Source organism: Pseudomonas sp. BE134 (assembly GCF_031456105.1).
In the GTDB taxonomy this organism is placed as follows: domain Bacteria; phylum Pseudomonadota; class Gammaproteobacteria; order Pseudomonadales; family Pseudomonadaceae; genus Aquipseudomonas.
On the sequence record NZ_JAVDUA010000024.1, the window covers coordinates 52447 to 79367 of the forward strand.

Here is a 26921-nt window from a genome sequence, read left to right on the forward strand (position 1 = left end):
GCGTCAGGTATTTATATCGTCATTCCAAAATGTGACTGGCTCGCTACCCGAGCCAGCGTGGGTGTGCCAACCTTTATGGCATCTTCACGACATGGATGACGATCTATTGAAAACGCTCACTCTGATCGGGGCCTTGCTGTTCAGCACGCCTCTGTTTGCCGCACAGCTGAACCTTGAGCTGGGCGCGAGCAGTCGCACCTGGCAGACCGAGGAACTGCTCAAGCACCCTCGACTCCAGACTCTGCGCATTGCCGACGATGTTTCCTACAAACGGGAGATGAGTTATCAAGCGGTGCCGCTGGCGGCCTTGTTGACCGACATCAAGCCTGCTGACCATTTGCAAGCCGTGGCGCTGGACGGTTTTGCCGCCGAGTTGGCCGCGGCACCTTTGCTCAACACCCAAGGCGCGCAGGCATGGCTGGCGATTGAAGACCCGGCCAAACCGTGGCCGGCGCTGTCTGCCGGCAAGCCAAGTGCCGGGCCGTTTTATCTGGTCTGGAGTAATCCGCAGGCAGGCAATATCAGCCCGGAGCAGTGGCCATACCAAGTCGCCAGCATCAAACGTTTGGCGCCGGTGGCCGAGCGCTTCCCTGCCCTGCTGCCGGATCCGGCCTTGAAAGCGGACGATCCGGTCAATCAAGGTTTTGCGCTGTTTCAGAAAAACTGCCTGGCATGCCATCGACTGAACGGTGCCGGAGATGCGCAGTTCGGGCCGGATCTGAATATTCCGTATAGTCCGACCGAGTATTTTGGAGCGGACTTTCTGAAGCGGTACATCCGGGATCCGCAGAGCCTGCGCCAGTGGCCGCAGGCGAAGATGCCGGGATTTACCGCGCAGGTGTTGCCGGAGCGGGATCTGGACATGCTGGTGGGGTATTTGAAGCATATGGCCGGGCGCAAGGTTAAGCCCTGACACCATCAACCCTGGAGGGAGCAAGCCTGCTCGCGATGGCGGTGTATCAGTCACAGATTTGCTGACTGAAAGACCGCTATCGCGAGCAGGCTCGCTCCCACAGGGTATTGTGGTGCTGCAGATTATTGCTGTTGGACCGAGACAACCGGCATCGGCGTTGGCGACACAAACACCTTCGCATGCATCTGTTCGCACCCGCCCCCCCGGCGCATCCCGCGTACCGGGCAGGCATCCAGATAATCCAGGCCCACCGCCAGTTTCAAGTGGCGCTCCGGACGAGCCAGTTCATTGGTCACGTCAAAGCTGTACCAGGCATCATCCAGCCAGGCTTCAGCCCAGGCGTGACTGGCCAGGTGTTCGCTGTTTTCGCTGTACAGATAACCCGACACATAACGCGACGGAATGCCCAGGCTGCGCGCGCAGGCGAGAAACGCATGGGTGTGATCCTGACAGACGCCTGAACGCCCGGCGAAGGCTTGAGCCGCGCTGGTGTCGACTTCGGTTGAACCCGGCGAGTAGGTCATGTGCTGGTTAAGGCCATGCATCAAGTCGATCAGCGCAGTGCGGTCCCGACGGGTTTTGCATTCCTTTTGCGCGAACGCTCGCAAGGCTTCGTCCGGCTCGGTCAGGCGTGTGAAACGCAGGAACGGCAGGGCCGACTGGCTTTCATGCTCAGCTTCACGCAGTTCATCGATGTCGACCTGGCCACGGGCGCCGATGATGATTGCCTCGTGCGGCTCGTCCATGGTCAGCACGTGCAAAATGTTGCCAAACGGATCGAGTTGCGCGCGTACCGGGCGCGGCAGGTCGAGTTGCCAGCTGAGCACGTGCTGACGCTCGCTGTCGTGGGGTGTCAGTCGCAGGTACTGGATGCTCGCCCGCACCTGATCTTCATAGTGATAGGTGGTTTCGTGGCTAATGGAAAGTCTCATGCAGCCTCCAGGTATGAACTGTGAATGGCGTTGCCCAACTGGCGCACCAGCGGGATGAACTCGGTCAGCCAGGCGTGCAGGCCTTCTTCGAGAATTTCGTTGATGCCGGTGTAGCGCAGGCGCGCGTCTATCTCAGCGGCCAGACGTTGAGCCGGACGGCCGTTGGCCCCCGGCAGACTGGCGAGGATCTGGTCGATTTCTTCGGTACAGGCGCGCAATGAGCGCGGCACATCGGCCCGCAACAACAGCAACTCAGCCACATGCCGGGCACCGGGAGCATCGCGGTAGACCTCGGTGTACGCCTCGAACGACGACAGCGCACGGAGCAATGCGCTCCACTGGTAATAGGCGTGCGCCGTACTGTCACTGACGGCTTCGGCTTGATCACCGGCCATTTCGTAGCGCGCATCGAGAAGGCGCAGTGTGTTGTCAGCCCTTTCGATAAATGTTCCCAGACGAATGAAGCGGAACGCATCGTTACGCATGATGGTGCCGTAGGACGCGCCCCGAAACAGGTGGGAACGTTCCTTGATCCATTCGCAAAAACGACTCATGCCGTAGCGGCTCAACCCCTGTTCGGCAATCCCGCGAATCTCCAGCCAGGTGGCGTTGATGTTTTCCCACATATCGGCGGTGATTCGCCCACGCACCGCATGGGCGCTGGCCCGAGCGGCACCGAGGCAGCTGTAGATGCTCGCCGGGTTGGCCGCATCCAGGGCGAAGAAATGCAGCAGCCGTTCGGCATGCAACGCGCCGTGGCGCTCCAGATAATCGTCCAGGGTACCGGTGATCAGCAGCGGCATGGCGAGTTCGTGCAGCCCGTCACCGCGACCATCCTGTGGCATCAGCGACAGCGAATAACTGATGTCGAGCATCCGTGCGAGGTTTTCCGCCCGCTCCAGGTAACGTGACATCCAATACAAATCCGAGGCAGTTCTACTTAACATGGCAGGCTTCCTTCAATCCTCGACCACCCAGGTGTCCTTCGTTCCGCCGCCCTGTGAGGAATTCACCACCAGAGAGCCTTCACGCAGGGCGACACGGGTCAAACCGCCGGGTACAACCCGGGTTTCGCGGCCAGACAATACAAACGGACGCAGGTCGATGTGGCGTGGAGCAATGCCGTTTTCGACAAAGGTCGGACAGGTCGACAGGGACAACGTCGGTTGCGCGATGTACGCATGGGGCTTGGCTTTGATCCGCGCACGGAACGACTCGATTTCCGCCGCCGTCGCCGCCGGCCCCACCAGCATTCCGTAACCACCGGAGCCCTGGGTTTCCTTGACCACCAGATCGGGAAGATTGGCCAGTACGTGGGACAGTTCAGAAGGGTTTCGGCACTGGAAGGTCGGCACGTTTTTCAGGATCGGCTCTTCATCGAGGTAGAAACGGATCATGTCAGTGACAAACGGATACACCGACTTGTCATCCGCGACTCCAGTGCCGATGGCATTCGCCAGCACCACGTTGCCTGACCGGTATGACGACAGCAGCCCCGGAACGCCCAGCATCGAATCCGGGTTGAACGCCAGTGGATCGAGGAACGCGTCGTCGAGGCGACGGTAAATCACGTCGACGGCTTTCGGCCCGTCGGTGGTGCGCATGAACACCTTGTCGTCCCGCACGAACAGGTCTGCGCCTTCCACCAGTTCAACCCCCATCTCCCGCGCCAAAAAGGCATGCTCGAAAAACGCGCTGTTGAAGCGACCCGGGGTCAGCACCACCACGCTCGGATTGTCGATCGGGCTGGAGCTTTTCAGGGTATCCAGGAGCAAGTTCGGATAGTGATCGATGGGCGCAATGCGTTGCGCCGCGAACAGTTCGGGGAACAACCGCATCATCATCTTGCGGTCTTCAAGCATGTAGCTCACGCCACTGGGTGTACGCAGGTTGTCTTCAAGCACGTAATACGTGCCGTCGCCGTCGCGCACCAGATCGATGCCAGAAATGTGCGAATAAATATCCCGATGCAGATCCAGCCCTTGCATCGCCAATTGGTATTGCTCGTTGGCCAGCACTTGCTCGGCTGGAATGATGCCCGCCTTGATGATGCGCTGCTCGTGATAGAGGTCGGCAAGGAACATGTTCAATGCCTTGACCCGCTGAATGCAGCCGCGCTCGACGACCCGCCATTCACTGGCAGGGATGCTGCGGGGAATGGTGTCAAAGGGAATCAGGCGCTCTGTCCCTTGCTCATCACCGTAGAGCGTGAATGTTATCCCGGCGCGATGAAATAACAGATCGGCCTCGCGTCGCCGTTGTGCCAAAAGCTCGTCAGGCGTTTCGGCCAGCCAACGGGCAAACTCCCGATAATGCGGGCGGACCAGGCCGCCGGCATCGTACATTTCATCAAAATAGGTGCGGATCATGCCGTACTCCTTGTCACCCGGACATCTAGGCTTCGCAAGGCCCGTGCCATCGGCATAAACGCTTAGATATCAATCAGTTGTAAATACACATCGTCAATACCGCACCAACCCTGTGCAGCAAACGCCCCAACTTGATTGCCCCCGCTTCATTGCAAGGCGACGTTGTCGCCTATCACCAGCATAGTCAGAGTTGATTTCACTGCCCGGTCGCCGGTGCGGATAATCCGTGCATTCGCTGGAAAAACAGCCCGAACCTCCCTTTCGCCGCCTGCTCAGGCGGTTTTTTTTGCGCCGGGTTCTTGTTTCAGGGTTTTGCCGGAGGGGTTTTACCGCCCCATGAACTAAAACGGCCAACCCGAAGGTCAGCCGTTAGCGCGTGTCACTGTTCATAAGATTATGCGAGTAGCCCTCGTACCTCCTGTTTGACGCCCCATCCTTCGATGATGCCGCCCAGCGGCTCGACCACGGCCTCAAAACATTGCTCGAAATCGCCGATATCATCGTAAGTGGCGTACATGACTTTGCTCAGTTCAAGCGCCCATGCGCCATCGTCGCGCACACTGATTTGCGCATTCAGGGACTCACCACGGTAAAAATGTCCTGCTGCCCTGCGGGCCCGCTCCTCGTCGGGGAAAATGGCGTAGAACTCGATGGGATGGAATCTTGAAAAGTCGAAACCGCCTTCTTTCATGCGGCGCAGCACCGAGCTGCTGATGTCTTCTTGATAGGCTGTGCTCATGAAACGTCCCCCTCAAAGTGATGGATAGACTTTCCGTATTCCCGGCACGCGCAACCGAGTGGTGCGAGCGATGCGGCAATCTCGTTGCCGTTGGGAAGCAAGCATGTAGCTGACAAGACCAGACCTTAGCGATCCGTTCGCTGATCTCGATTGCAGAGTAGCCTCAAGAGAGAGCCGCTGCCAAGGCCTGGATGAGAATGTGACAGGAGGTGTTCAGATTGGCGTGATACCGAGGATTTGTATGCTGTTCTGGGCTTTAAGGCTTTTGACGCTCGCATCAGCGGTTCGCCCTTCCAGATCATTCAGATCCAGTTCGGCGGCGACAGGAAGAAGCCGGGCCTTGATGAGTTTGGCTGCTTGCTCGTTGTCCGGGCACTCGTCGCACTCAAAGACTTCATCGATTGTTTCACCGTGATCATCCACGAAAGTGATCTTCCACTTTTGCATCAGTGCCTCCTCGATAAAACCCGTTGATGGGCTTACAAGCATCTGGACTTTTTCGCGGACTGATCGTTCAACGGCATACTGCGTGCGAGTATGAAAAACACGGTCCTTGTGGGAGCGAGCCGGCCAGCTCCCACAGGGAGTTTCGAGTCAGATCCGCGCGTTCCCCCGTGGCCCGGCAATGGCCCAGATGATCAGCCCCAGCACCGGCAAGCACGCGATCAACAGCACCCAGAGGATTTTCATCCCGGTAGTGGCGCTACTTTTAACCACGTTGATGATGGCCCAGATATCCAGAACGAAAATGATCAAGGCAATCAGGCTGTTGAACGTAGAACCCATGGTGACGCTCCCTAAGAGTAATTTGCACTCTTAGGATAGCCGCCTAATGCGAGGGTTCCGATTTTTATAGGATTAACGTCAGATATGGATCGCCACTTTCAAGGCTTCCAGAGATGGCGCAGCGGCGATGCCGACCTCGGCGCACAATTCGAGCACCCGCGGCACGTCGTTGCCGTAGACCAGCACCACTTGCAGTTCGTCGTCGAGCAACTGGCTGAAGTTCATCAGCGTGTAGCCGCCGTTTTCCTTGTTCATGCTGCCCATTTGCACCTGAATGCGATTGAGCGCAGTCAGGGCTTCGGTTTTGGCCAGCTGCTTGGGCTTGATATTGAAATCAACACCCGGGCCGAACGAGGCGACGATCTGGGCGAACAGGTCCATGTAAGTGTCGGCCTGGAACAGCACCGTCTCCGGCAGACTGCCGACAACCACCCATTCGCCCAAGGAGATCGGGAACGTGTCGTCGTAATTGATATCCGGGTTGGCCGTCAGAAAAGTCTCAGGATCGGCGTAGGCCTGAGCCGCTTCGTCAGCGACTTTCAGGATTTCGTCATCGCTCATGCACCCGGAGCTGATTTTGCTGATGAGTTCGACGAGTGCGGCTTTCATGAGGTGGATCCTGTAGCGAATGATTTTTGAGGGCGCGAAGGATAGCGCATTCGGGGGAAGTTACCGAGCAGGGTGAGACCTGTGGTGAGGGAGCTTTTCCCCCTCACCACAAAGGATCAGCCGAGCAGTTTTTCCAGCTGCGCGGTGGTGTCGACGGCGCCCATGGTTTTCGCGGCATCGAGTGCGGACACGCCATTGGCGTCCTTGGCTTTCGGATCGGCACCTTTGCTGATCAGGTAGTCGACGATTTCGACGCGGTTGAACATCGCTGCCATCATCAGCGCGGTACGGCCATCGAACGATGAACCTTCCACTTGCGCCCCGCCATCTACCAGTGCCTTGACCACCGCCAGGTCACCCTTGAACGCGGCACCGGCAATCGGGCTTTGGCCGTTGTCGTTGCGAATTTCCGGGTCGGCTTTGTGTTCGAGCAGCACTTTTACGGTTTCCACATGGCCATGATAGGCGGCCAGCATCAGCAAGGTGTCACCTTTGTGGTTGCGCAGATTAGGCGGCAGGCCTTTGGTCAGCAGGGCAGCCATCATGGCCGCATCGCCCTCGCGCGCTTTGTTGAAGACCTGTTCGGCAAATTCAGCGGCTTCTTCAGGGGTCATCTGGCGGCTTTGGTCTGACATCGGGGGCTCCACGTTGGGTTATTCGCAAAGCCGACAGTTTCCCGAGCAGCCCGCCGGCTGTCACTTGTTTTTTCTCAAGGGCCGTCATAGCCACATTCAATAGCGGTACTTGCCGCCGTGAATATCCGCCAGCACTTGCTCGGTCACTTGCACGTATGTCTGAGTGCCGGGTAGCCAGGCGTAGATCGGGTCATCGCTGGTTTTTCCGGGGTCGAATGCTTCCTCCTTGAGCCGGGTCTTCTGGTATTTGAACGTCCCGGTGGTTTCCATTTTGACTTTTACCCGCAGGAACAGCGGCACCGCATAGGCCGGCATTTGCTGGCGAGCGAAATTCAGCAGCTCGCTGAAATCCAGAGTAGCGAGGGATTCTGCCGGGGTAATCGCAGCCATGCCGGCGCGCCCGTTGGTGTTTCGGACCTCCACACCATACGCCACGGCTTCCGCGATCTGCGGATATTGCAGCAGGATGTTTTCGACTTCCGTTGTCGAGACGTTTTCGCCTTTCCAGCGATAGGTGTCACCCAAACGGTCGACGAATTGCGCATGACCGAATCCAATGTTGCGCAGCAGGTCACCGGTATTGAAGTAACGGTCACCCTTCTTGAACACGTCATGCAGCACGACTTTTGCGGTCTTTTGCGGATCGGTGTAGCCGTCTAGCGGCGCCTTGTCGTCGATTCTCGCCAACAACAGCCCCTGCGCACCTTTCTCCACTTTATTCATGAAACCCTTGGCATTGCGAATCGGCTGACCACTGTCATGGTCGTAGGGCACCAATTCCCAGGCCATCAGCGAAAAACCGATGGTGTGGTCGAAATTCAGAATGTTGCTGAACCCGATGTTGCCGTCGCTGGCCGCATACAGCTCGCAAATGTGCCTGACACCAAAACGGGTCTTGAAGGCGTTCCATGCTCCGGGACGCAAACCGTTGCCGATCATCTTGGTCACGCCGTGCTGGCTGTCCTCGGTACTGGGAGGTTGATCTACCAGATAGCGGCACAGCTCGCCCACGTAGCCGATAGTGGTCGCGTGGTATTTGCGTACGTCACTCCAGAACTGGCTGGCGCTGAACTTGCGGCGGATGGCAAACCCCGAGGCGCCGCTGATGGCCGAGCCCCAGCACACGCAGAGTCCGGTTCCATGATAGAGCGGCAAGGTGCAATAGACGATGTCGTGCGGCTGCATGTCCAGGGCGATCAGGCCAAAACTGGTGGCGCTGCGCATCCAGCGCCCGTGCTTGAAGACGCCGGCCTTGGGCAGTCCGGTGGTGCCCGAGGTGTAGATATAGAAACAAGGATCGTCGAAAAAAACCTGCTGGCTGCTGGCAGGGTTGTCGTCGACCGCATCGGCACTGGCCGCCATCAGGTTGACGAAACCGTCGGGGGCAATGCCCGGATGATTGCAGGCCGCTTGATCGGCGACGAACCAGGTTCGCGCCGAAGCGATGGACACCCGTTCGCGGACCTGCGAAAACGCCGGGACCAACTCGCCTCCGACAACAATCGCCACCGGTGCCACCAGGTTCAGGCTGTGCACAAGGGTATCGCGGGTCTGCGAGGTATTGAGCAACGCGCTGATCGCGCCGACCTTGGCTACCGCCAGAATCGTCACCAGCAGTTCCGGGCGGTTCTCGATGAAGACCGCGACCACGTCACCCTTGCCGATGCCTTGGGCCATCAGATGATGAGCGATGCGGTTGGCCCATTGATTGACCTGCACATAAGTTAGTGCCACGTCGCCCTGCAGTAACGCGGGGCCATCAGGATTGCGCAACGTCGCCTGTTCGAAACACCAGCCCAGGCCACACGGTTGGGTCGGATCCTTGACGTTGGCGACTTTCAGGCCCTTCACCACGCGAGGGATGACCTTGGCGATCGTCGGCAGTTTGCGGAGCATCATGCCCCAGGTAATCGTGTCGTTCGGCGTGCGTTTCATGGGTGTTCCCGCTGATTTTTTTATTGTCGGGCGGTGTTCATTGACCTCGAAAATACGTCAGCGGTTCTTGAACTGTACACGCGGTTTTTGCAATGTTTTGTATCCGCAACCCGGACAAACGAACGATGAACCTCGACCTGGCGTTTGGTTCCATCGAAACAGCGACGATCTTTCAAAATGCAGGATGCACGATGGCCATTCATGCAGATTGCACGAAAGCCAAAATACGCAAAAACATAACTGATTGATTTATAAGGATTTTAAAAACATAAAATACTGGCACAATCGCTGCAACTACCTCTCCATGCTTGCCAATCACTGTGCACGGAGCTGATAGACATGAACCTGATCCAAGAAAAATTTTCCTCCCTGTTCTCCAACTTCGATGTGACCACTCAACCGCGTCCTGACGGCGGCATTCTGCTGACTCTGCGCAGCACCGAAGGCCGGGTGTTCAAGCGTTCGATTTCCTATCAGCAATTACATGCTGGCGATCAGTTGTCGTGGGTAATCAGCGCGATTCGCCGTGACCTGGCCGAACAGGCCAGTGAACTGCCGCAGATCTCGATGCTGCAAAGCCAGCAACGGTTTGCGTTGCCGACTTATCACACGGCGTAGATCGTCCCGTGTTTAAACAAACAGGCCGTGAGAGCTTTCGCTTCACGGCCTGAATTGTTTCCAGCATCGCCCAAACTATCCAGGTTTAGTCCTCAAGACGCGGGAAGCGGCCGGCGATGTCGTCGCCGGTGAGGTTGGCCACCCTGCCGTCAGGATTCTTGAACAGACGGATCGCCACAAAATGTGGATGTTCGCCCATGTCGAACCAGTGTGGCGTACCGGCCGGCACCGAGATCAGGTCGTTCTTTCCGCAGAGCACCGCGTAGACGTAATCGCCGATGTGCAGGGAAAACAAGCCACGGCCAGCAACGAAAAATCTGACGAGGTCTTCGCCAAGACGATGTTCGTCGAGGTACTCGGCGCGCAGTTGGGCTTTTTGCGGATGATCACTGGTCAGGCTGATAACGTCGACGGTGATGTAACCGCGTTCGGTCATCAGCTTGTCGATTTGTTCCTGATACGCGGCAATCACTTCTTCCTGACTGGCGCCGGGCTGGATTTTCGCTGCCGCTTGCCAGCGGTCGAAGCGCACGCCTTGCTCGGCCAGGGTCGAGGCGATGTCTTCGAAATGGGTCAGCACCTTGTTCGGCAGGTCAGGGCTTGAGACGTGGTAAACGGACAGGCTGCTCATCAGGGCAACTCCTTAACGGTTCATGCTTTACGGTTAAAGAGCGCACGCGTCTTCAACTCGCACTCAAAAAATTCTTAGGCCTCGATCTGCCGAAACAGCTCATGGCCTGTCCTCTTTCAGTCGTGTGGCAATGATAACGGCTGCTGCCAGGGCTGCGAGGCTTGCAATACTAAAGGTCAATGGGGCGCCGAGGGCATTCCAGCTATAACCGGCATACAAAGCGCCCAGCGCGCCGCCGGTACCTGCCAATGTGGCGTATAGCGCCTGGCCTTGCCCTTGCTGACGCGCTCCGAAACTACGTTGCACGAACTGGATGGCCGCCGCGTGAAAGCTACCGAACGTAGCCGCGTGCAGCACCTGGGCGAATAGCAATACCCAAAGAAATTCGGCAAACGAGCCGAGCAGCACCCAGCGCAGGGCGGCCAGCAGGAAACTCGCCAGCAGCACCCGGCGCACCGAGAACCGTGCGAGGATTCGGGTCATGGCCAGAAACATCAACACTTCAGCGACCACGCCGACCGCCCAGAGCAGACCGATCACCCCTCGGCTGTAACCGAGCCGTTCCAGGTGCAAAGTCAAAAACGTGTAATAAGGCCCGTGGCTCATCTGCATCAACGCCACGCAGCCATAAAACGCCAGGACGCCGGGGCTGCGCAATTGCCTGAGAAAACCGTCCCCCGACTCTCGAATACCCTGAGCCGGTTGTGCATTGGGCACCCACAGGCTGCTGAGGACGATACCGGCCATGATCAACACCAACGCCATCGGGTAGATGTCGAGGCTCAGCCATTCGAATATTCGGCCAAGCAACACCACGGTGATGATGAAACCGATGGAGCCCCAGAGTCGAATTTGGCTGTAGCGCGAGGTCTGCCCTTTCAGGTGCGCCAGGGTGATGACTTCGAACTGGGGCAATACCGCGTGCCAGAAGAACGCGTGCAGCGCCATGACCATCGCCAGCCAGGCGTAGGTCTTGCTGACGAAAATCAGCGAGAACGTCAGTAACGTACAGAATGCACCGAAGCGCACGATGGCCAGGCGCCGGCCAGTGTAGTCACCCAACCAGCCCCAGATGTTCGGCGCGACGCAGCGCATCAGCATCGGGATCGCCACCAGTTCGCCGATCCGCGCGCTGGAAAACCCCAGGTAATCGAAGTACAGCGCCAGAAACGGCGCCGTCGAACCGAGCAAGGCGAAATAGAACAGATAGAAACTGGAAAGCCGCCAGTACGGGAGCGCCGCCACCGTCGTCAGACTGCAGCGGCGTTGAGATCAGCCATTAAAGCTGACCCAGCACCGGCGTGCTCACACGCACATCGGCGTTCTGCCCACGGTGGCGCAGCAGGTGATCCATCAACACAATGGCCATCATCGCCTCAGCAATCGGCGTGGCACGAATACCGACGCACGGATCGTGACGGCCCTTGGTGATGACTTCCACCGGGTTGCCATGAATGTCGATGGAGCGCCCCGGCGTGGTGATGCTCGACGTCGGCTTCAGCGCCAGGTGCGCAACGATCGGCTGTCCGGACGAGATGCCGCCGAGAATGCCGCCAGCGTTGTTGCTGAGGAAACCTTCGGGGGTCATTTCATCGCGGTGTTCGGTGCCGCGCTGGGCGACGCTGGCGAAGCCGGCGCCGATTTCCACGCCTTTCACTGCGTTGATGCTCATCAGCGCATGGGCCAGTTCGGCATCGAGGCGGTCGAAAATCGGCTCGCCCAAGCCTGGCATCACACCTTCGGCAACAACCGTAATCTTGGCTCCGACCGAATCCTGATCGCGACGCAGCTGATCCATATAGGCTTCGAGCTGCGGGACTTTGTCGGGGTCAGGGCTGAAGAACGCGTTTTCTTCCACCGAATCCCAGGTCTTGAACGGGATTTCAATCGGGCCAAGTTGGCTCATGTAACCGCGAATGATGATGCCTTGCGTCGCCAGGTACTTTTTCGCAATTGCCCCGGCGGCCACGCGCATGGCGGTTTCCCGGGCCGAGCTGCGACCGCCGCCACGGTAATCGCGCTCACCGTATTTATGATGGTAGGTGTAGTCGGCGTGGGCTGGACGGAACAGATCCTTGATCGCCGAGTAGTCCTTGGACTTCTGGTCGGTGTTGCGGATCAGCAGGCCAATGGAGCAGCCGGTAGTGCGACCTTCGAATATGCCGGAAAGGATTTCGACTTCGTCGGCTTCCTGGCGTTGTGTGGTGTGGCGGCTGGTGCCGGGCTTGCGGCGGTCCAGATCACGCTGCAGATCCTCCAGAGAAATCTCCAGCCCCGGCGGGCAGCCGTCGACAATGGCGACCAACGCCGGGCCATGGCTTTCGCCCGCGGTGGTGACAGTGAACAGCTTGCCGTAGGTATTGCCGGACATGCAGGACGCTCCGTGAAATAGAACCTGAATACGTAATGCGCGCCAGTATACGCAGGCTACCCGAGTAGTTCATCCTCGAACCTTATGGGTACCGGCGAGTCCAAACGGCACCTTTGTGAATGATGGCGTGATGATGCTGCGAGTTTTAGCCTTGAGCCTGACCCTGTTTACCGGCTTTGTGCAGGCCACCGTCCTGCAACGACCTATCACCCTGGATACCGGCAGCGGTGAGCTTTTCGGCTCGTTGTTACTGCCCAAGTCCGACACGCCTGTGCCGGTTGTCCTGATCATTTCCGGCTCAGGTCCTACGGATCGTGACGGAAACAACACCGATGGCGGACGCAACGACAGCCTGAAACGGCTGGCCTGGGTGCTGGCCAAACACAACATCGCCAGCGTGCGTTATGACAAACGCGGGGTGGCAGCGAGCCTTGCCGCCACCCCGAATGAACGCAATTTGTCCGTTGAAGCCTATGTAGCCGACGCCGAAGCCTGGGCCAGGAAGCTCAAAAATGATCCGCGTTTTAGCCAGTTGATTTTGCTCGGCCACAGCGAAGGAGCCCTGATTGCCACCCTGGCGGCACCGAGCGTCGATGCCGCGGGGATCATTTCCCTGTCCGGCAGCGCGCGACCGGTCGATCAAGTGTTGCGTCAGCAGTTGAGCAATAACCTGCCACCTGCGCTGATGCAGCGCAGTAATGAACTGCTCGACAGCCTCAAGGCCGGCCACACCGACGACAACGTGCCACCGCCATTGCAGGGGATATTCCGCCCGAGTGTGCAGCCGTACCTGATTTCGCTGTTCCGCCAGGATCCGGCAGCAGCGTTTGCCCGGTTGAAAATGCCGGCGCTGATCATTCAGGGCAGCAACGACATCCAGGTCGGGGTCGGTGACGCCAGGCTGCTCAAAGCTGCTAAACCGGACGCCGAACTGGCGCTGATCGAAGGCATGAACCACGTCCTGCGCATCGTACCCAACGATGTAAAACGGCAATTGGCCTCTTATAAAGATCCACAATTGCCGCTGGCGGCCGAACTTGGCACACGAATCCTCGGGTTTATTGACGGACTTCACAGCCGTTAAGCGCTATTGGCCCTCCAGTCCTGTCAAAAACGGCCGATAAACCTTTGTCGCCAGCGCACTGGCTGGCGGCAGGGCTTGGACAGGATCTCGCCGTTATGACTGAAACCCAGATTTCACCCGACACCACCGCGGAACAAGACGCACCGCCAGCGGTTGAGCTGCCGTGGGCGGACGTCCACGTCGAGCACCACAAGATGCTTCGTCTGGCGCCGCTGAAAACCGACCGCAACACCGGCGGGCGGCCACTGCGCTTTGTCGAATTCGGCTATGCCGAACGCAACGGCAAGGAACAGAGCCTGATGCGCATGAGCATCACCCTGCCCGGCCAGCGTGTGCGCAAAGAACAGAATCATCTGGATGTGTGGGTCGACCACACCACCAGGAGCGTGCATTTCGGACCCGACAGCGGCCTGCAGATTGAACCGATGAACCGTGGCATCGGCCGCTTCATGGCCGCTCAAGGGATCACTTGGGCGAAGAAGCGCTGGTCCGGTTACACCGTCGATGGCATGGACCTGAACAACAAAGACGCACTGAACGAAGACACCCGCCTACGCCGCGATCAATTTCTCAAGGCCCATGGTTTTGAGGTGGTGTATGCCGATGCCCAGCACTTGAAGGGCCGCGTCAAAGACGTCCAGGTCGGCGACTTGTCGGGCGAGTGGAATACTGAAAAGCTGCAACTGGTGGAAATTCTCGAAGCCGCGCAGATGCTTCAGCAGGCCGAACAGAACCTGGCCGAGCAGGAAGTGAAGCTGAAGACGCACGAAGAAAAAGTCAGCAAGTACAGGCGTGAAGACGCCGGGCTGCGCTTTACCATTACCTGCCTGGTGGCGTTTGCGGTGTTTCAGGCGGGGTTGTTGATCTGGATTGCTACGCATCGGTAAAAGGTTGATACCGAGGCGCGGCCATCTCGAGCAGGCTCGCTCCCACAGGTTCTATGTCGTGCTCAAATTATGTGGCACACACAAAACCTGTGGGAGCGGGCTTGGTCCGGGCGGCGATCCGACGATGGCATCCTCAGGTCAGACGCGGGACGCGAACAGCGCCTGATGATCGCGGCACTGCTCAGCCGACAACATGAACACCCCATGCCCGCCGCGCTCGAAATCGAGCCAGGCGAAATCGACTTCCGGGTACAGCGCCTCGACGTGAACCTGGCTGTTGCCCACTTCGACAATCAGCAAACCCTTCTCGGTCAGATGATCCGCGGCTTCAGCGAGCATGCGACGCACCAGGTTCAAGCCATCATCGCCACAGGCCAGTCCCAGCTCCGGCTCGTGCTGATACTCATCCGGCATATCGGCGAAATCTTCCGCATCGACGTAGGGCGGGTTCGACACGATCAGGTCGAAACGTTGACCCGGCAAGCCATCAAACCCATCACCCTGAACGGTGTACACCCGCTCATCGACACCGTGACGCTCTATGTTCTGATTGGCCACTTCCAGCGCTTCGAACGACAGATCGGCCAGCACCACTTCGGCGTTCTGGAACTCGTAGGCGCAGGCGATGCCGATGCAGCCGGAACCGGTGCAAAGGTCGAGAATGCGCGCAGGCTCGGTGCCCAGCCATGGCGTAAAGCGGTTTTCAATCAACTCGCCAATGGGTGAGCGCGGGATCAGCACGCGCTCGTCGACGATGAACGACATGCCGCAAAACCACGCTTCGCCCAGCAAGTAGGCGGTAGGAATACGTTCTTCGATGCGGCGCTTGAGCAGGCGTTGCAGATTGACCAACTCGTCTTCTTCCAGAGCACAGTCGAGGTAGCTGTCAGCGATTTCCCACGGCAAGTGCAAGGCTCCCAACACCAGTTGACGGGCTTCATCCCAGGCGTTGTCGGTCCCATGGCCGAAAAACAGATCCTCCCCATGGAAGCGGCTGACGGCCCAACGGATATGGTCACGCAGGGTACGAAGTCGGGAAGTGATCACGGCGGCAAGCTCCAGAAAAAACGACTGGCGATTCTAACAGCCAAAACGCGCCACGACGACGCAGGAAAAACACCCGATCAAATGTAGGACCTATCCCTTTTTACCGCTCGCTATTGAACAAAACGAGCAAACTGACAAGGCTGCAAGCCAGTAAAGACGACGTCTACAATAGTAGCGATTCACAGAACCGCTCAGCCAGAGGACAATGGCGCAAAAGCCCCACTCCAAGGAGCCCCAGAATGTCCGTTCCAAAAACGATGTTTCAACTCAGCGGCCGCGGTTACGCAGCAGCCAATCTGAGCCATGCGACCCTTGTCATCATCGATGCACAGAAAGAGTACCTCAGCGGTCCGCTGGCCCTGAGCGGCATGGACGCTGCCGTCGCGAACATCAAGCAATTGCTGGCGGCTGCCCGCGCGGCCGGCCGCACGATCGTGCATGTGCGTCACCTCGGCACAGTCGGCGGGCTGTTCGACCCACAAGGCGAGCGCGGTGAGTTCATCCCCGGCCTTGAGCCACTGGCCGACGAAACCATCATCGGCAAATTGCTACCGAGTGCGTTCCATGGCACCGAACTGGCGCAGCGCCTGGAAGACCTCGGTGCCCTTGACCTGATTGTCTGCGGCTTCATGAGTCACTCCAGCGTCAGCACCACGGTGCGCGCCGCGAAGAACCTGGGTTTCCGTTGCACGCTGGTGGAAGACGCCTGCGCCACGCGCGATCTGCCCTACAAGGGCGGCGTGTTGAGTGCCGAGCACGTTCAGCAGACCGAAATGGCGATCATGGCGGACAACTTCGCCACGCTCGCGCTCACTCACGATCTGATTTGATCGACCCTTGATGAGCGGCCTAGACTGCCGCTCATCCGCAAAAGTCTCGCATTTGCCGCAATTGTCTTAGCCTCAGGAACAACCCGGTCAACTCCCGGTCGAAGGGCCGATACCCATTGAGGAAGGTCGGAATGAAGTTATCCGATGGTTTTGACGCTCGCCGTTTGCGGTCCAAAGGCCAACGCAACTGGCGTTTTCGAATTGGCGCCGCGTTTTCCGCGTTGCTGGCAACTTGCGGTGTGTTGCTCGCCATGGCCGCTGCCGCGAGTCTGTTTGGCCACGTACCCGCGCTGGGCGAATTGAACACCAGCCGGATCGGTGCCGCGGTGATTCTGGCGGTTGGCCTGTTCATGCTGTACCTCGGCGTGTGGCTATGGCGTCGCTGCCGGCGCCGTTCGCGCCAGGCGCGCGGGCTGAACATGTCTCCGCACCTGATGAAAAAACACGACTGAACAGAAGGCCTGGTACTGGCCGGGCCTCAATTGTTATGGATCGCGCCTCGACTTGGGTAAACTGGCCGCCCTTCGCGGAGGCTGACATGCAAGACGACGATTTTTCCCTGTTCAAAAGTGCGATCCAAGGCGTCAAGCCGATCAAGCACGATCGCGCCGAAACCGGCAGACCCAAGGCCGACCGCGCGCACATCGCCAAGCTGCGTCAAGCCGCAACCATTCGCACCGATGCCACCACCGTTGACGGGTTGTCCGATCAGTTCGTCATCGATGTCGGCCCGGAAGACGAATTGATGTGGGCCCGTGACGGTGTCCAGGAAAGCCAGATGCGTAAGCTCAAGATCGGTCAGATTCCGTTCGAGGGCAGCCTCGACTTGCACGGCATGAGCGTGGAAAAAGCGCGAGAAACGCTCTGGGCCTTTCTGGCCGAAGCGACAAAATTCGAAATTCGCTGCGTGCGCGTCACTCACGGCAAAGCCGTGCGTCTGGACGGCAAGCGGCCTATGATCAAAAGTCACGTCAACACTTGGCTGCGCCAGCATTCACAGGTACTCGGCTTCACCTCGTGCCAGGCCCGACATGGCGGTGCCGGAGCCGTTTATGTGATGCTCAAACGCACCATGATGGAAGGCCGCGACGAGTAAAGCTGACGCGTCACGCTTGCAGCGCCGTGTTTGCCACCGTACCCTTGCCCTTTGCGAAAATCCCCACAGGTAGTTTCATGTCCCTGGAACAGAATTACACCGCGATTCTCGGCCAACTGGGCGAGGACGTCTCCCGCGAGGGCCTGCTCGACACGCCAAAACGTGCCGCCAAAGCCATGCAGTACCTCTGCCGCGGTTATGAACAGACGCTGGAAGAGGTCACCAATGGTGCCTTGTTCAGCTCCGACAACAGCGAAATGGTGCTGGTCAAGGACATCGAGTTGTACTCGTTGTGCGAACACCACCTGCTGCCGTTCATCGGCAAGGCGCATGTTGCCTACATCCCGAGCGGCAAAGTGCTGGGTCTGTCGAAAGTGGCGCGAATCGTCGACATGTACGCCCGCCGCCTGCAGATCCAGGAAAACCTCAGCCGCCAGATCGCGGATGCGGTCCAGCAGGTCACCGGCGCCCTGGGTGTTGCGGTAGTGATCGAGGCCAAGCACATGTGCATGATGATGCGCGGTGTGGAGAAACAGAATTCGTCGATGATCACCTCGGTGATGCTCGGTGAGTTCCGCGAAAACGCGGCCACCCGCAGCGAGTTTCTCAGCCTGATCAAGTAAATGGCAGTACGAAGAAAACCGGCATTCATCGCCGGTTTTTTTTCGCCTGCGAAAAATCAGGTAAGCTGCGCGCCCTTCTCAATTCGCACCGTGAGGCTTTCAACGTGTTCGTAAAAGCGCTTCGTGTCGGCCTTGGCCAACTCATCATCTTCATCGACTTCCTGACTCGTCCGGGCAAGAAGCAGCGCCCCGCCGAGGCTCAGGCCAAGGTCAACTCCGCTGCCAAGGACCTGTCGTTGTATCAATTCCACGCCTGCCCGTTCTGCGTGAAGACCCGCCGCAGCCTGCGTCGCCTGAATGTACCGGTGGCCCTGCGCGATGCGAAGAACAACGAACAGGATCGCCAGACCCTGCTGGAGCAAGGTGGCAAGATCAAGGTGCCGTGCCTGCGCATCGAAGAGAACGGCCAGACAACCTGGATGTATGAGTCCAAGGTGATCATTGATTATCTGGATAAGCGTTTCGCGGCGGCCTGATGGTTTTGCGGGCTTGCCCGCGATGGCGCCGGTCGAGGCACCACAAACTCCAGTCAAAAATAAACCGGCCCAATGGCCGGTTTATTAGTCTCTGCCCCTCCTTTCAAGGGTGGCCCGGTGGGAGTGAGCCTGCTCGTGATGGCGTCCTTCCTCGCGATATATCCCTATCGACAAATATTCACCCCACAAAATCGAAAACATTATTTGCTTTTTTTGTATACAAAAGCATAATCCACTTCGCGCGAGTTCTTGACCGTACGGTCAATAAATTCGCAAGTGCCTTGCCTCAAAGGGCCGCTGCCACCCTCATGGGTCCGGTCCGGGAAATAACAATAAAACTCTTGAGGAGTACTCGCTGTGGAAAGCCGCAAATCCGAAGCATCGACGCTGGATCTCTCGCCGCCATTACGCAATGGCTTGCTTGAGCGCATCTTCAAACTCAGCTTGCATGGCACCACGGTGAAGACCGAGCTGATTGCCGGTCTGACAACCTTCATCACGATGGCTTACATCATCTTCGTTAACCCCAACATCATGGCCGACGCCGGGATCGATCACGGCGCCGCCTTTGTCGCGACGTGCATCGCGGCCGCGCTGGGCTGCCTGTTGATGGGTCTCTACGCCAACTGGCCGGTCGGCCTGGCGCCGGGCATGGGCTTGAACGCTTTCTTCACCTACACCGTGGTTGGCACCATGGGCTACAACTGGGAAACCGCCCTCGGTGCGGTATTTGTGTCCGGTGTGTTGTTCATGTTCCTGACCTTTTCGCGGATCCGCGAATGGCTACTTAACAGCATTCCAGTGAGCCTGCGCTTCGCCATGGGTGCTGGCGTCGGTTTGTTCCTGGGACTGATCGGTTTGAAAACCGCGGGCATTGTCGTCGATAGCCCGGCGACCCTGATCAAGCTCGGCTCTCTGCGCGAACCCGGCCCGCTGCTCGCCGCCGTTTGCTTCCTGATGATCGCCATCCTCAGCTACCACAAAGTATTCGGCGCAATCCTCATCAGCATCATCACCGTCACCCTGGCCGGCTGGGGCCTGGGTCTGGTGCACTACGAGGGCATCATGTCGGCCCCGCCGAGTCTGGCCCCGACCTGGATGGCGATGAACGTTGCTGGCGTATTCAACGTCAGCATGATCAGCGTGGTCCTGGCCTTCCTCTTCGTGCATATGTTCGACACCGCCGGCACCCTGATGGGCGTGGCCCAGCGCGCCAACCTGGTCGGCGCGGACGGCCGGATCGAAAACCTCTCCCGCGCCATGAAAGCCGACAGTGCCTCCAGCGTCTTTGGTGCGGTGGTGGGTGTTCCACCGGTCACCAGTTACGTTGAAAGTGCCGCAGGCGTTGCCGCGGGTGGTCGGACCGGGCTTACCGCCGTGACCGTGGGCGTGCTATTTATTGCCGCGATGTTTTTCGCGCCATTGGCGGGCATGATCCCCGCGTATGCAACGGCCGGTGCGCTGATTTATGTGGCGATGCTGATGATGGGCGGTATGAAGCACATCGAATGGGACGAAGCGACCGACAGCATTCCGGCAATCGTCACCGCAATCATGATGCCGCTGACCTTCTCGGTCGCCGACGGCATCGCGCTGGGCTTCATCACCTACGTGGCGATGAAGGCCGGTACGGGTAAGTACAAGGAAATCTCCGTCAGCCTGTGGGTGCTTTGCACGATTTTCATCGCCAAGTTCATTTTCTTGTAAGGCGCCTACGTTTCAAAAACAGTGTTTCAAAACAGCCTCACCCCGCCGGGTGGGGCTTTTGCACAAATGGAGGAAAGTGATGAGTCTGGAAACCTGGCTGCTGTTCAGCGGCGCTGCGCTGGTGGTGATCCTGATCCCGGGGCCCCTGTCTTTGCTGATGATCAGCAACAGTCTGAATTACGGTTTGCGCCGATCTTACCCGGCGTTTCTCGGTGGCGTGATCGCTTCGATCTGCTTGCTCAGTGCCTCGGCGCTGGGTTTGGGCGCCTTGCTGCTGGCATCGGAGCAACTGTTCAGTGCGCTGAAAATCGTCGGTGCGTTGTACTTGTTCTATCTCGCCTGGCAGAGCTGGCAGCAATCGCGCCAGCCATCAGTCGGCGCTGAAGTGCCTCAGGCGTCGCCAGTACCGCGTTTTCGTGCGCTGTTCGGTCGTGCGTTTGTACTGGGTGCGAGCAACCCGAAAGACATTCTGTTCTTTGCAGCCTTCCTGCCGCAGTTTCTCAGCGCCCAACAGCCGTTCCTGCCACAGTTGCTAGTGATGATAGCGACATGGACGGTGTTGGATCTGCTGTGCAAATTGGCTTATGGGCTGGGTGCGCATGGCGCGGCTGGATATCTGCGCAGTGGCAAGGGACAGAGCTGGTTTAATCGGATCAGTGCGGGATTGTTCAGCGGCGCCGGGGTTGCCTCTTTATTGAGCAATCATTAACACTATCAACTCATGTCATTATTATTTAGTCGTTAATAATCCATCTGAAATCCTGCCTAACACGTTGTGTCGCCAAGGACGGCATCACAACCAACATGAAATATAACGCAATAGGCGAAGCCAATATTTACTTTCGGGCAACTGCGAAGGTCTACTAATATGGCGCTGCAATTTCGCACACCATTCCAAGACAAGGATGTCTCCTATGGCTATTCCCCCGCAACCATCCGACTCAGATAATTTCAATACCGTCGAGATTACAGATATCGGGTTAAACACAAACGAACGTTCAACTTCGACTATCGATTTTGAAAGTGATGACACACACAAAACTAAAAACCCAAAAAACTACCAAGCTCAGCTAAAAGTGGCAGATGAGCTGTTGGGCCCCATTAAAATAGGTTCGTTCATGATAACGCGACGTGCACTGGATGCACTCGGCGCGACAACAAATGGAGAACTATTGAATGGACACAATACTTTCTTTCGCCACCCTAAACGATCGTTTATCAATTCATTACAGCTAGACCCATTCCTTATTGAAGCGCGCATGCAGTCTACTCATACAGCGGATGACTATATATTACCTTCATTGTTATTCGAGATTGCAACCCAGCGCCCATTAACTGCCCTCCCCCTGTTAAAGAATGTTCCTGTCACGCTGTCCGAACAAAATCACTACCAACACAAATTGGACAAGTTGCTGAAATCGGCACAAACGCTGGATGTACGCCACGCGAACCTTCCTGACAGCACCCCTCAATGGGTAAATCGTATAAAAAGCAGCAGCATGGTGAGTATGGGAGCCGGGCTTCAGGCCTTTGGAATCTACAGCGGCCTTCGTGGATTGCAAGATGCCATTAGCCGAAAAGACGAGGGTGAGGTTGTATTTAACAGCCTCAGTATTACCGGAGAGTTTTCATCGTTAGCTGTCGAACTGGCTGTCACCAAACAAGCAAAATACATGATCGAAGCGGGTCAAAACGCCTACAAGGATTTTGCCAAAACCCGTTTTGGAGTTCGATTGGGTCGGGGGGCAGGCCTGATAGCGAGTGCATTGACTTTGCCCTTCGATATCATCTCTGCGGTTAAATCCTTTAACAGTGCAGCAGGCGCCAGCGGCAAAGAGGCCCTGGACCACTATGTCGCTGCGGGCTTGAGCGTGACCAGTGCAGCTATGACATTGATATTGGGTGCCGCCGCCTTGGCAGGCTTTTCGTTCGCGGGGCCGGTAGGTCTGGCGGCAGGGTTGCTTCTGGTCGCGGGTTCACAGATTTATGCGGCAGTACGCGTGGTGGATGACATTGACGATTATATCGAGCTCACTGCCCACGAGCGCCTCCGCACAGGCTGGTTCGCCTTCTGGGGAGTCAGTCCTGACCAAAGCATTCAAGATCGCCACGCAATCACCAAATCGTCGGTTGAACACGCGAAAATATTACAAAAAACTGCCAGAAAACTACTGAATGGAAAATTAAAGGACAGTACCGAGGTCATCGTAAACGGTAAGTTCAAGGTAGAACTTAAGCCGACACAGGTAAGGCAGTACGATTGGGAAGCACAACAATATATCTATAAGACTGAAACAAAACCCCAGGTTATCGACGGGAATGACATGATTGATGCTCGAGCCGGCGTTACAGTTGACATGCCTGGTGCGGAGTTTGGGACACCCGGAGAGAAAAAAGGGGCGTTGTGGTTTATCGGCGGTGGACAAGATACTGTCCGTGGCGTAGAAAAAAAGCCCAACCGATTCTATTACAGCGCTGGAATCAAAAACCTGACGGGGGGTGAAAAAGACGATGAGTTCATCTTCGAAGGCGCCACTGAACTGCTAAAAAATGGTTCAAAGGATGCCTTGCCGACTACATTGAAGGGCGGCGCGGGCAACGACACGTTAATACTGGACGGATATTATCCAGAGCGTAACAACCTAAGACTTGGCTATCTCATCGACTTGAATGATGGCCGACTGTCCATCATCAGCTACGACAGCGCCAACCAGAACCGCTGGAATTACCGGCACGCTCTGCTAGAGAGCATTGAGAACGTTGAAACCCTGGCGGGCGCGGAAAGTGAAGTCATTGGCACCGACGGCCCGAACGTTATCAAGTCTCGAGGCTTCGATAGCATTCAGGCGGGTAATGGCGATGACCAGATTTACTTGTTCAACAATCACGGCTCGGTTTCCGGAGGAGCCGGCAAGGATCACTACGCTATCGCCCACAAATCCGGTGGTGTTTATATTACCGAGGATGGCATCGATGAAAGTATCATTGCCCTGGATTGGAGAATGGACCTGATAAAAAGCTGGAAAATAGAAAACCAGCAACTGGTCATTACATCGGGGTTCGACCTCGATGACAACAGACAGAGAGATGTTTATATAAAAGATGTTTATAAAAAATCTGGCAACCTGCTACAACTACAAAACAACAAGCTAACGTTCATTACTAAAGACGGATCCCATCTAACCCCTGAATTGCCTGAGACACTAGAGGCTGATCACTCAACGGACATTCAGGCAGTCATCTCCCGACAAGGAGCCCCGCACAACCCAATCATACTCACCCAACCTGAATGCACGATCCCCCACGACAGAAATACGAGCTATTGTGTTTCGCAATTCAATGCGCAAACAACACTGCACGTAAAGCAGTCCAGTCACAATATTCTTACCACCCTCTACCTGGATTACACCAGTGATGAGCTGAGCCGTGTCGAAGCGTATTATTACGCGGACCTCAATAAAGAGCAGAATTTCGACCGCATTATGTTTACGGAGTGTGGGCTGACGTTTCACTTCGGCAGCAAGCGAATAATCATCAAAAATCTGGCTAAATCTTATGCCGGCGGACACGACAGAATCACGAGTCGAATTACTCGCCCCGTCAACTCTTTGAACCACCCTTTTGTATTGACAATGAAGGATGGGGTTTCCTATCGTCTCTCGCAACCCCCATTGCCCGACACTGTATTTAAAAACGAAGCTTTCGAAATAACCGGGCCCATGAAGTGGACAAGCGAGGTTCCGCTGCCTCTAAAAGCCAGGAATGGAACGCATATTTATCGTCAGCCTTTCAACAATGAAGCGCATGAACTGGGCTCAAGGGACAAATGTGTACACATACAAGCTTCCCCAGAGCAGACAGCTATCGAAAATCTGACAGGTGAAGGCTCAAAGTACCTTGTCCACCTCAGCCCCGGCCTTTCATTGCGCATTGCGACCCCCGGTGCACTGGCCGAAGCAGTTCACCGACTACCCTTCGCCTCCAGCTGGGAACTTGACGCAACACAACTAGGCGAAATTACGATCCACTTGGCCAATAACCAATTGGTCCTTGGACATACTGTGATTCACCTCCCAGATTATAGAGACCCCGCAGACCTCATAGACGAAATAAGTGTCATCACTGCGTCTGGCATTATTTACAACGTCGACCTTGTTTTTGAAACCGTTCAAATGGATTCGTTAGATGGTCGGTATTGCAATGATTACTCCGACCTCAGCATATCAATACCCGAAGACTTTAAATCATCCGAAACCAATGAGATTCCCGTTCGAAACATAGCGTTAAAAGACGGCACCGCGGGCACTCTTACTTTCAGCCTGCCGACAAGGAGCTGGACGTTGGATACCGATACATCTCGAACTATCCACTACACAGACCTGATAAAACTCAACCGGTGCCAGCACCAGCTAGAACATTGCCATGCGTTGATGGAGTTCGGCGCCAACCAATCTCCCCCCGTCAGCGCGGCGAACTTAAGAATACTGATGGACGCCTGCAAGGCCTTATAACTTATATGAATTCTCCTTGGCCTCGCAACTCGACCTCGCAGTGAAGTCTTTTGAAGCAAAAACCTCGCCCCCTATAAATATATAGTGCACATCAAACGCTGAATCACCCGAAACTAAGCGCTGTAACAATCAGACGCCACACATTTTTACGCGTGCTGTTACGCCAGTGACACTCTGGTCTTCATTCAGGTGAACTTCCTGAATCAGGCATCCACTTGATAATTTATTGGAACATATAGACATGGCTAAACCCCCCAAGAAAGTGACCAGCACTCATGCGGCCGACTCGTCGTCGACACCGCCAAGAACATCGTCAAGGGAGGACGTACTCAGAGGCGATCAACCTGTCCAGCCTGGCGTGCGCCTGCCGACGGGAGAACCAGAGCCCGACTCGCGCATCTCAACTAACCCGACAAGAGATACTCCTCATCATCATCAGCCAGTGGTCGTCACCGAGATGCCCGGCGGGGAAACAATCACACGTCTTGCCAACCTGGTTTCCTGGCCCCGGGACCAGATCGATCAACTTATTCGGATCGGCGACTCAGGGCTCTTTATGAGTAAAGCGCAAAAGATGTATGCCGATGTTGAAAACGCGGGGCTCGGCCGAGTAGAACTGAATTCGAAAGGAGACTATCAGGTTCATTTTCCGTTTGCGCCGGACTATCCAGGCCCGGTTCTGAAAAAAATCGCAGGCAAGGCACAGTGGCAATTTATAGAGCCCTGGGCTGCTCCCCAAGCCGGCGGCTCGAACACTAACATTCCCGCTACCGATGCTCCTGTCATCTTCATTAATCCGGCTGCGGTGAAGAAACTACCAGCAGCCAATGAACTTGGAATACGCTGGCACAACCTCAGAAGCTATGTCGATCTGATCAACGAGGGCACTGTGCTGGTTGGCAAGGGCGCCAATGGAGACTATCAGGCGACCATTCCGCAGGAATGGACGCCGTCCGGTCCGGCAGTGGAAAGAATCGGAGTGACACGATTCTGGAGACGCAAGTCGACAAGTTCCAGCTCTGTGGAAAAACTAAACATCTCTGAACATTCCTCCTCTTCTGAAGATTCCGGGCCAGGCCCTGCCAAGCGTTATCGAACTGACGAAAGCCGTGATAAATCTGCCAATATCTCCATCACATCAGATTTCAATCCGTACCTATGGGCGTCATGGGGAACAATAGCGAAACCCGAGACCGTTGAATCCGTTCAGATAGGCCAGCTTCATTATCAAATTGTGCCCCATGGACAACTTCCCTATCCACTCGTGACCTACCTACAGCACCCCGATTTCCCTCCCTCGCGCTTCGAAGTTTTCGAAAAAATGCTCGCTGAGTCCCCAGGATTACAACCCGTTGCAGCCATCCGCAATAGCACGAGCAGCCCATGGAACGTACAAGGCAACGCTCGACAATTCGATAGACCTATAACACAGACCGTCATGGATTCATTCCAGGACTTTTCGGTTTATACCGCGCGAGCCATCGCCAAGCGCCTGTTTGAACATTCGAGTCGCTCCGAGATCATCCTCCAGGATGGATTGTCAGTTACAGCGGTGACCCTTCGTCACTGGAAGGACAAATCTCCGTTGTTTGTTCCTGAATTCGAAAACCCGGTGGATTTGTTGCCTGTTGCTTCACGCACCGGACCTTCGAAGACCTTCATTTCCACACGACCACCCACACCGCGTGACCCGCTGCAACGGCTGGACTTCACTCTTCAGCGCTATCAAGTTGAGTGGACTCGCTACATGGAGCAGCAATCTTACTACAACCTGAAACATCTAATGAATACCCTGCTCAGCAACAACGGGTATGAAGTGTTTCCCTTTATAGATACACCATGGAACCCTGCATTGATATTCAGGCGTGCAAACCATGACAAGATTTACTTTCTCAAGTTGGGTCTTGCCGAGGGGGATTATATAGAGCTAAAGGCAACCCCCCCGGAGTTATCCGATCCAACACTGGCCAATAATATCGGCAACAACGCTTATCAGGCTCTGATGACCGCTAACGAGCAAAATAATATCGTATGGCTCGCGGGTGGCGCTCAAACAACTGCTTCTGGATGGCAATCAGCTTTTATTATGAGAGAGCGCTAACAGTCACCTATCGATCTAACA

At 56.5% G+C, this 26921-nt stretch carries 25 protein-coding genes and 1 pseudogene; 13 read left to right on the forward strand and 13 right to left on the reverse strand.

Translation table 11 applies throughout. The features are described 5' to 3' along the window. Positions 1 to 91 precede the first annotated feature (91 nt). Positions 92 to 913: a cytochrome c gene (locus J2Y56_RS19720; protein WP_007944473.1), complete on the forward strand. Its 822-nt coding sequence runs from the start codon at positions 92 to 94 to the stop codon at positions 911 to 913. 122 nt (positions 914 to 1035) lie between these two features. Here the strand turns inward: J2Y56_RS19720 and J2Y56_RS19725 are convergent, their stop codons facing one another. From J2Y56_RS19725 to J2Y56_RS19765, 9 genes are all read right to left on the reverse strand, one after another. Beyond that, complete coding sequence (locus J2Y56_RS19725) at positions 1036 to 1845, reverse strand: transglutaminase family protein (RefSeq protein ID WP_007944472.1); 810 nt, start codon at positions 1843 to 1845, stop codon at positions 1036 to 1038. Next, positions 1842 to 2792: an alpha-E domain-containing protein gene (locus tag J2Y56_RS19730; protein ID WP_007944471.1), complete on the reverse strand. Its 951-nt coding sequence runs from the start codon at positions 2790 to 2792 to the stop codon at positions 1842 to 1844. The genes J2Y56_RS19725 and J2Y56_RS19730 overlap by 4 nt, the downstream gene beginning before the upstream one ends. A 12-nt stretch (positions 2793 to 2804) precedes the next feature. Then, positions 2805 to 4214: a circularly permuted type 2 ATP-grasp protein gene (locus J2Y56_RS19735; protein ID WP_310352139.1), complete on the reverse strand. Its 1410-nt coding sequence runs from the start codon at positions 4212 to 4214 to the stop codon at positions 2805 to 2807. 394 nt (positions 4215 to 4608) lie between these two features. Further along, positions 4609 to 4953, reverse strand: a complete 345-nt coding sequence (locus tag J2Y56_RS19740; RefSeq protein WP_007944469.1) for a ribonuclease E inhibitor RraB — start codon at positions 4951 to 4953, stop codon at positions 4609 to 4611. Positions 4954 to 5166: 213 nt separating this feature from the next. Continuing rightward, a complete protein-coding gene (locus tag J2Y56_RS19745; protein WP_007944468.1) occupies positions 5167 to 5400 on the reverse strand; it encodes a hypothetical protein in 234 nt (77 codons plus the stop codon). A 147-nt stretch (positions 5401 to 5547) separates the two neighbouring features. Next, positions 5548 to 5739, reverse strand: a complete 192-nt coding sequence (locus J2Y56_RS19750; RefSeq protein ID WP_007944467.1) for a PLDc N-terminal domain-containing protein — start codon at positions 5737 to 5739, stop codon at positions 5548 to 5550. A 78-nt stretch (positions 5740 to 5817) separates the two neighbouring features. Further along, positions 5818 to 6348, reverse strand: a complete 531-nt coding sequence (locus J2Y56_RS19755; protein WP_007944466.1) for a hypothetical protein — start codon at positions 6346 to 6348, stop codon at positions 5818 to 5820. A 116-nt stretch (positions 6349 to 6464) separates the two neighbouring features. Then, on the reverse strand, positions 6465 to 6983 hold the full coding sequence (locus tag J2Y56_RS19760) for an ankyrin repeat domain-containing protein (RefSeq protein ID WP_007944465.1): 519 nt from the start codon (positions 6981 to 6983) through the stop codon (positions 6465 to 6467). 96 nt (positions 6984 to 7079) lie between these two features. Further along, positions 7080 to 8918 (reverse strand): long-chain-acyl-CoA synthetase, encoded by a 1839-nt coding sequence (locus J2Y56_RS19765; RefSeq protein WP_007944464.1) that lies wholly within the window; start codon positions 8916 to 8918, stop codon positions 7080 to 7082. 339 nt (positions 8919 to 9257) lie between these two features. On the opposite strand from J2Y56_RS19765, the gene J2Y56_RS19770 reads away from it, so the two are divergent. Then, a complete protein-coding gene (locus J2Y56_RS19770; protein ID WP_007944463.1) occupies positions 9258 to 9536 on the forward strand; it encodes a DUF3509 domain-containing protein in 279 nt (92 codons plus the stop codon). An 85-nt stretch (positions 9537 to 9621) separates the two neighbouring features. On the opposite strand, the gene J2Y56_RS19775 is transcribed toward J2Y56_RS19770, so the two are convergent. The 3 genes from J2Y56_RS19775 to aroC form a co-directional block, all read right to left on the reverse strand. Then, positions 9622 to 10167: an acireductone dioxygenase gene (locus J2Y56_RS19775; protein ID WP_310352143.1), complete on the reverse strand. Its 546-nt coding sequence runs from the start codon at positions 10165 to 10167 to the stop codon at positions 9622 to 9624. A 99-nt stretch (positions 10168 to 10266) separates the two neighbouring features. Then, positions 10267 to 11412, reverse strand: coding sequence for an MFS transporter (locus J2Y56_RS19780; protein WP_007944461.1), 1146 nt, complete (start codon positions 11410 to 11412; stop codon positions 10267 to 10269). A gap of 34 nt (positions 11413 to 11446) precedes the next feature. Beyond that, complete coding sequence (gene aroC / locus J2Y56_RS19785) at positions 11447 to 12538, reverse strand: chorismate synthase (protein ID WP_007944460.1); 1092 nt, start codon at positions 12536 to 12538, stop codon at positions 11447 to 11449. Positions 12539 to 12622: 84 nt separating this feature from the next. On the opposite strand from aroC, the pseudogene J2Y56_RS19790 reads away from it, so the two are divergent. Both J2Y56_RS19790 and J2Y56_RS19795 read left to right on the forward strand, forming a co-directional pair. Continuing rightward, positions 12623 to 13622, forward strand: a pseudogene (locus tag J2Y56_RS19790) (alpha/beta hydrolase). Positions 13623 to 13717: 95 nt separating this feature from the next. Further along, positions 13718 to 14509, forward strand: coding sequence for a hypothetical protein (locus J2Y56_RS19795; RefSeq protein ID WP_007944457.1), 792 nt, complete (start codon positions 13718 to 13720; stop codon positions 14507 to 14509). A 138-nt stretch (positions 14510 to 14647) separates the two neighbouring features. On the opposite strand, the gene prmB is transcribed toward J2Y56_RS19795, so the two are convergent. Next, a complete protein-coding gene (gene prmB, locus J2Y56_RS19800; RefSeq protein ID WP_007944456.1) occupies positions 14648 to 15556 on the reverse strand; it encodes a 50S ribosomal protein L3 N(5)-glutamine methyltransferase in 909 nt (302 codons plus the stop codon). Positions 15557 to 15795: 239 nt separating this feature from the next. On the opposite strand from prmB, the gene J2Y56_RS19805 reads away from it, so the two are divergent. From J2Y56_RS19805 to J2Y56_RS19845, 9 genes are all read left to right on the forward strand, one after another. Next, complete coding sequence (locus J2Y56_RS19805) at positions 15796 to 16386, forward strand: cysteine hydrolase family protein (RefSeq protein WP_007944455.1); 591 nt, start codon at positions 15796 to 15798, stop codon at positions 16384 to 16386. A 131-nt stretch (positions 16387 to 16517) separates the two neighbouring features. Next, the gene (locus J2Y56_RS19810; protein ID WP_310352147.1) at positions 16518 to 16838 is read left to right on the forward strand and encodes a hypothetical protein; all 321 of its coding nucleotides are present in this window, start codon (positions 16518 to 16520) and stop codon (positions 16836 to 16838) included. An 86-nt stretch (positions 16839 to 16924) separates the two neighbouring features. Further along, a complete protein-coding gene (locus J2Y56_RS19815) occupies positions 16925 to 17482 on the forward strand; it encodes a Smr/MutS family protein (protein WP_007944452.1) in 558 nt (185 codons plus the stop codon). 77 nt (positions 17483 to 17559) lie between these two features. Continuing rightward, complete coding sequence (gene folE / locus J2Y56_RS19820; protein ID WP_003204506.1) at positions 17560 to 18105, forward strand: GTP cyclohydrolase I FolE; 546 nt, start codon at positions 17560 to 17562, stop codon at positions 18103 to 18105. Positions 18106 to 18209: 104 nt separating this feature from the next. Beyond that, the gene (locus J2Y56_RS19825; protein WP_310337447.1) at positions 18210 to 18581 is read left to right on the forward strand and encodes a glutathione S-transferase N-terminal domain-containing protein; all 372 of its coding nucleotides are present in this window, start codon (positions 18210 to 18212) and stop codon (positions 18579 to 18581) included. 357 nt (positions 18582 to 18938) lie between these two features. Continuing rightward, positions 18939 to 20288, forward strand: coding sequence for an NCS2 family permease (locus J2Y56_RS19830; RefSeq protein WP_007944450.1), 1350 nt, complete (start codon positions 18939 to 18941; stop codon positions 20286 to 20288). Between the two features lie 79 nt (positions 20289 to 20367). Further along, a complete protein-coding gene (locus tag J2Y56_RS19835; RefSeq protein WP_007944449.1) occupies positions 20368 to 20997 on the forward strand; it encodes a LysE family translocator in 630 nt (209 codons plus the stop codon). Positions 20998 to 21202: 205 nt separating this feature from the next. Then, positions 21203 to 24799: a calcium-binding protein gene (locus J2Y56_RS19840; RefSeq protein WP_310352153.1), complete on the forward strand. Its 3597-nt coding sequence runs from the start codon at positions 21203 to 21205 to the stop codon at positions 24797 to 24799. A gap of 241 nt (positions 24800 to 25040) precedes the next feature. Beyond that, on the forward strand, positions 25041 to 26900 hold the full coding sequence (locus J2Y56_RS19845; RefSeq protein ID WP_310352156.1) for a hypothetical protein: 1860 nt from the start codon (positions 25041 to 25043) through the stop codon (positions 26898 to 26900). Positions 26901 to 26921: the final 21 nt, after the last annotated feature.

What these genes read in the sequence shown, in the direction of transcription:
- J2Y56_RS19720 (WP_007944473.1), top strand. Translation starts at nt 92, where the DNA reads ATGGATGACGATCTATTGAAAACGCTCACTCTGATCGGGGCCTTGCTG.
- J2Y56_RS19725 (WP_007944472.1), bottom strand. Translation starts at nt 1,845, where the DNA reads ATGAGACTTTCCATTAGCCACGAAACCACCTATCACTATGAAGATCAG.
- J2Y56_RS19730 (WP_007944471.1), bottom strand. Translation starts at nt 2,792, where the DNA reads ATGTTAAGTAGAACTGCCTCGGATTTGTATTGGATGTCACGTTACCTG.
- J2Y56_RS19735 (WP_310352139.1), bottom strand. Translation starts at nt 4,214, where the DNA reads ATGATCCGCACCTATTTTGATGAAATGTACGATGCCGGCGGCCTGGTC.
- J2Y56_RS19740 (WP_007944469.1), bottom strand. Translation starts at nt 4,953, where the DNA reads ATGAGCACAGCCTATCAAGAAGACATCAGCAGCTCGGTGCTGCGCCGC.
- J2Y56_RS19745 (WP_007944468.1), bottom strand. Translation starts at nt 5,400, where the DNA reads ATGCAAAAGTGGAAGATCACTTTCGTGGATGATCACGGTGAAACAATC.
- J2Y56_RS19750 (WP_007944467.1), bottom strand. Translation starts at nt 5,739, where the DNA reads ATGGGTTCTACGTTCAACAGCCTGATTGCCTTGATCATTTTCGTTCTG.
- J2Y56_RS19755 (WP_007944466.1), bottom strand. Translation starts at nt 6,348, where the DNA reads ATGAAAGCCGCACTCGTCGAACTCATCAGCAAAATCAGCTCCGGGTGC.
- J2Y56_RS19760 (WP_007944465.1), bottom strand. Translation starts at nt 6,983, where the DNA reads ATGTCAGACCAAAGCCGCCAGATGACCCCTGAAGAAGCCGCTGAATTT.
- J2Y56_RS19765 (WP_007944464.1), bottom strand. Translation starts at nt 8,918, where the DNA reads ATGAAACGCACGCCGAACGACACGATTACCTGGGGCATGATGCTCCGC.
- J2Y56_RS19770 (WP_007944463.1), top strand. Translation starts at nt 9,258, where the DNA reads ATGAACCTGATCCAAGAAAAATTTTCCTCCCTGTTCTCCAACTTCGAT.
- J2Y56_RS19775 (WP_310352143.1), bottom strand. Translation starts at nt 10,167, where the DNA reads ATGAGCAGCCTGTCCGTTTACCACGTCTCAAGCCCTGACCTGCCGAAC.
- aroC (WP_007944460.1), bottom strand. Translation starts at nt 12,538, where the DNA reads ATGTCCGGCAATACCTACGGCAAGCTGTTCACTGTCACCACCGCGGGC.
- J2Y56_RS19795 (WP_007944457.1), top strand. Translation starts at nt 13,718, where the DNA reads ATGACTGAAACCCAGATTTCACCCGACACCACCGCGGAACAAGACGCA.
- J2Y56_RS19805 (WP_007944455.1), top strand. Translation starts at nt 15,796, where the DNA reads ATGTCCGTTCCAAAAACGATGTTTCAACTCAGCGGCCGCGGTTACGCA.
- J2Y56_RS19810 (WP_310352147.1), top strand. Translation starts at nt 16,518, where the DNA reads ATGAAGTTATCCGATGGTTTTGACGCTCGCCGTTTGCGGTCCAAAGGC.
- J2Y56_RS19815 (WP_007944452.1), top strand. Translation starts at nt 16,925, where the DNA reads ATGCAAGACGACGATTTTTCCCTGTTCAAAAGTGCGATCCAAGGCGTC.
- folE (WP_003204506.1), top strand. Translation starts at nt 17,560, where the DNA reads ATGTCCCTGGAACAGAATTACACCGCGATTCTCGGCCAACTGGGCGAG.
- J2Y56_RS19835 (WP_007944449.1), top strand. Translation starts at nt 20,368, where the DNA reads ATGAGTCTGGAAACCTGGCTGCTGTTCAGCGGCGCTGCGCTGGTGGTG.
- J2Y56_RS19840 (WP_310352153.1), top strand. Translation starts at nt 21,203, where the DNA reads ATGGCTATTCCCCCGCAACCATCCGACTCAGATAATTTCAATACCGTC.
- J2Y56_RS19845 (WP_310352156.1), top strand. Translation starts at nt 25,041, where the DNA reads ATGGCTAAACCCCCCAAGAAAGTGACCAGCACTCATGCGGCCGACTCG.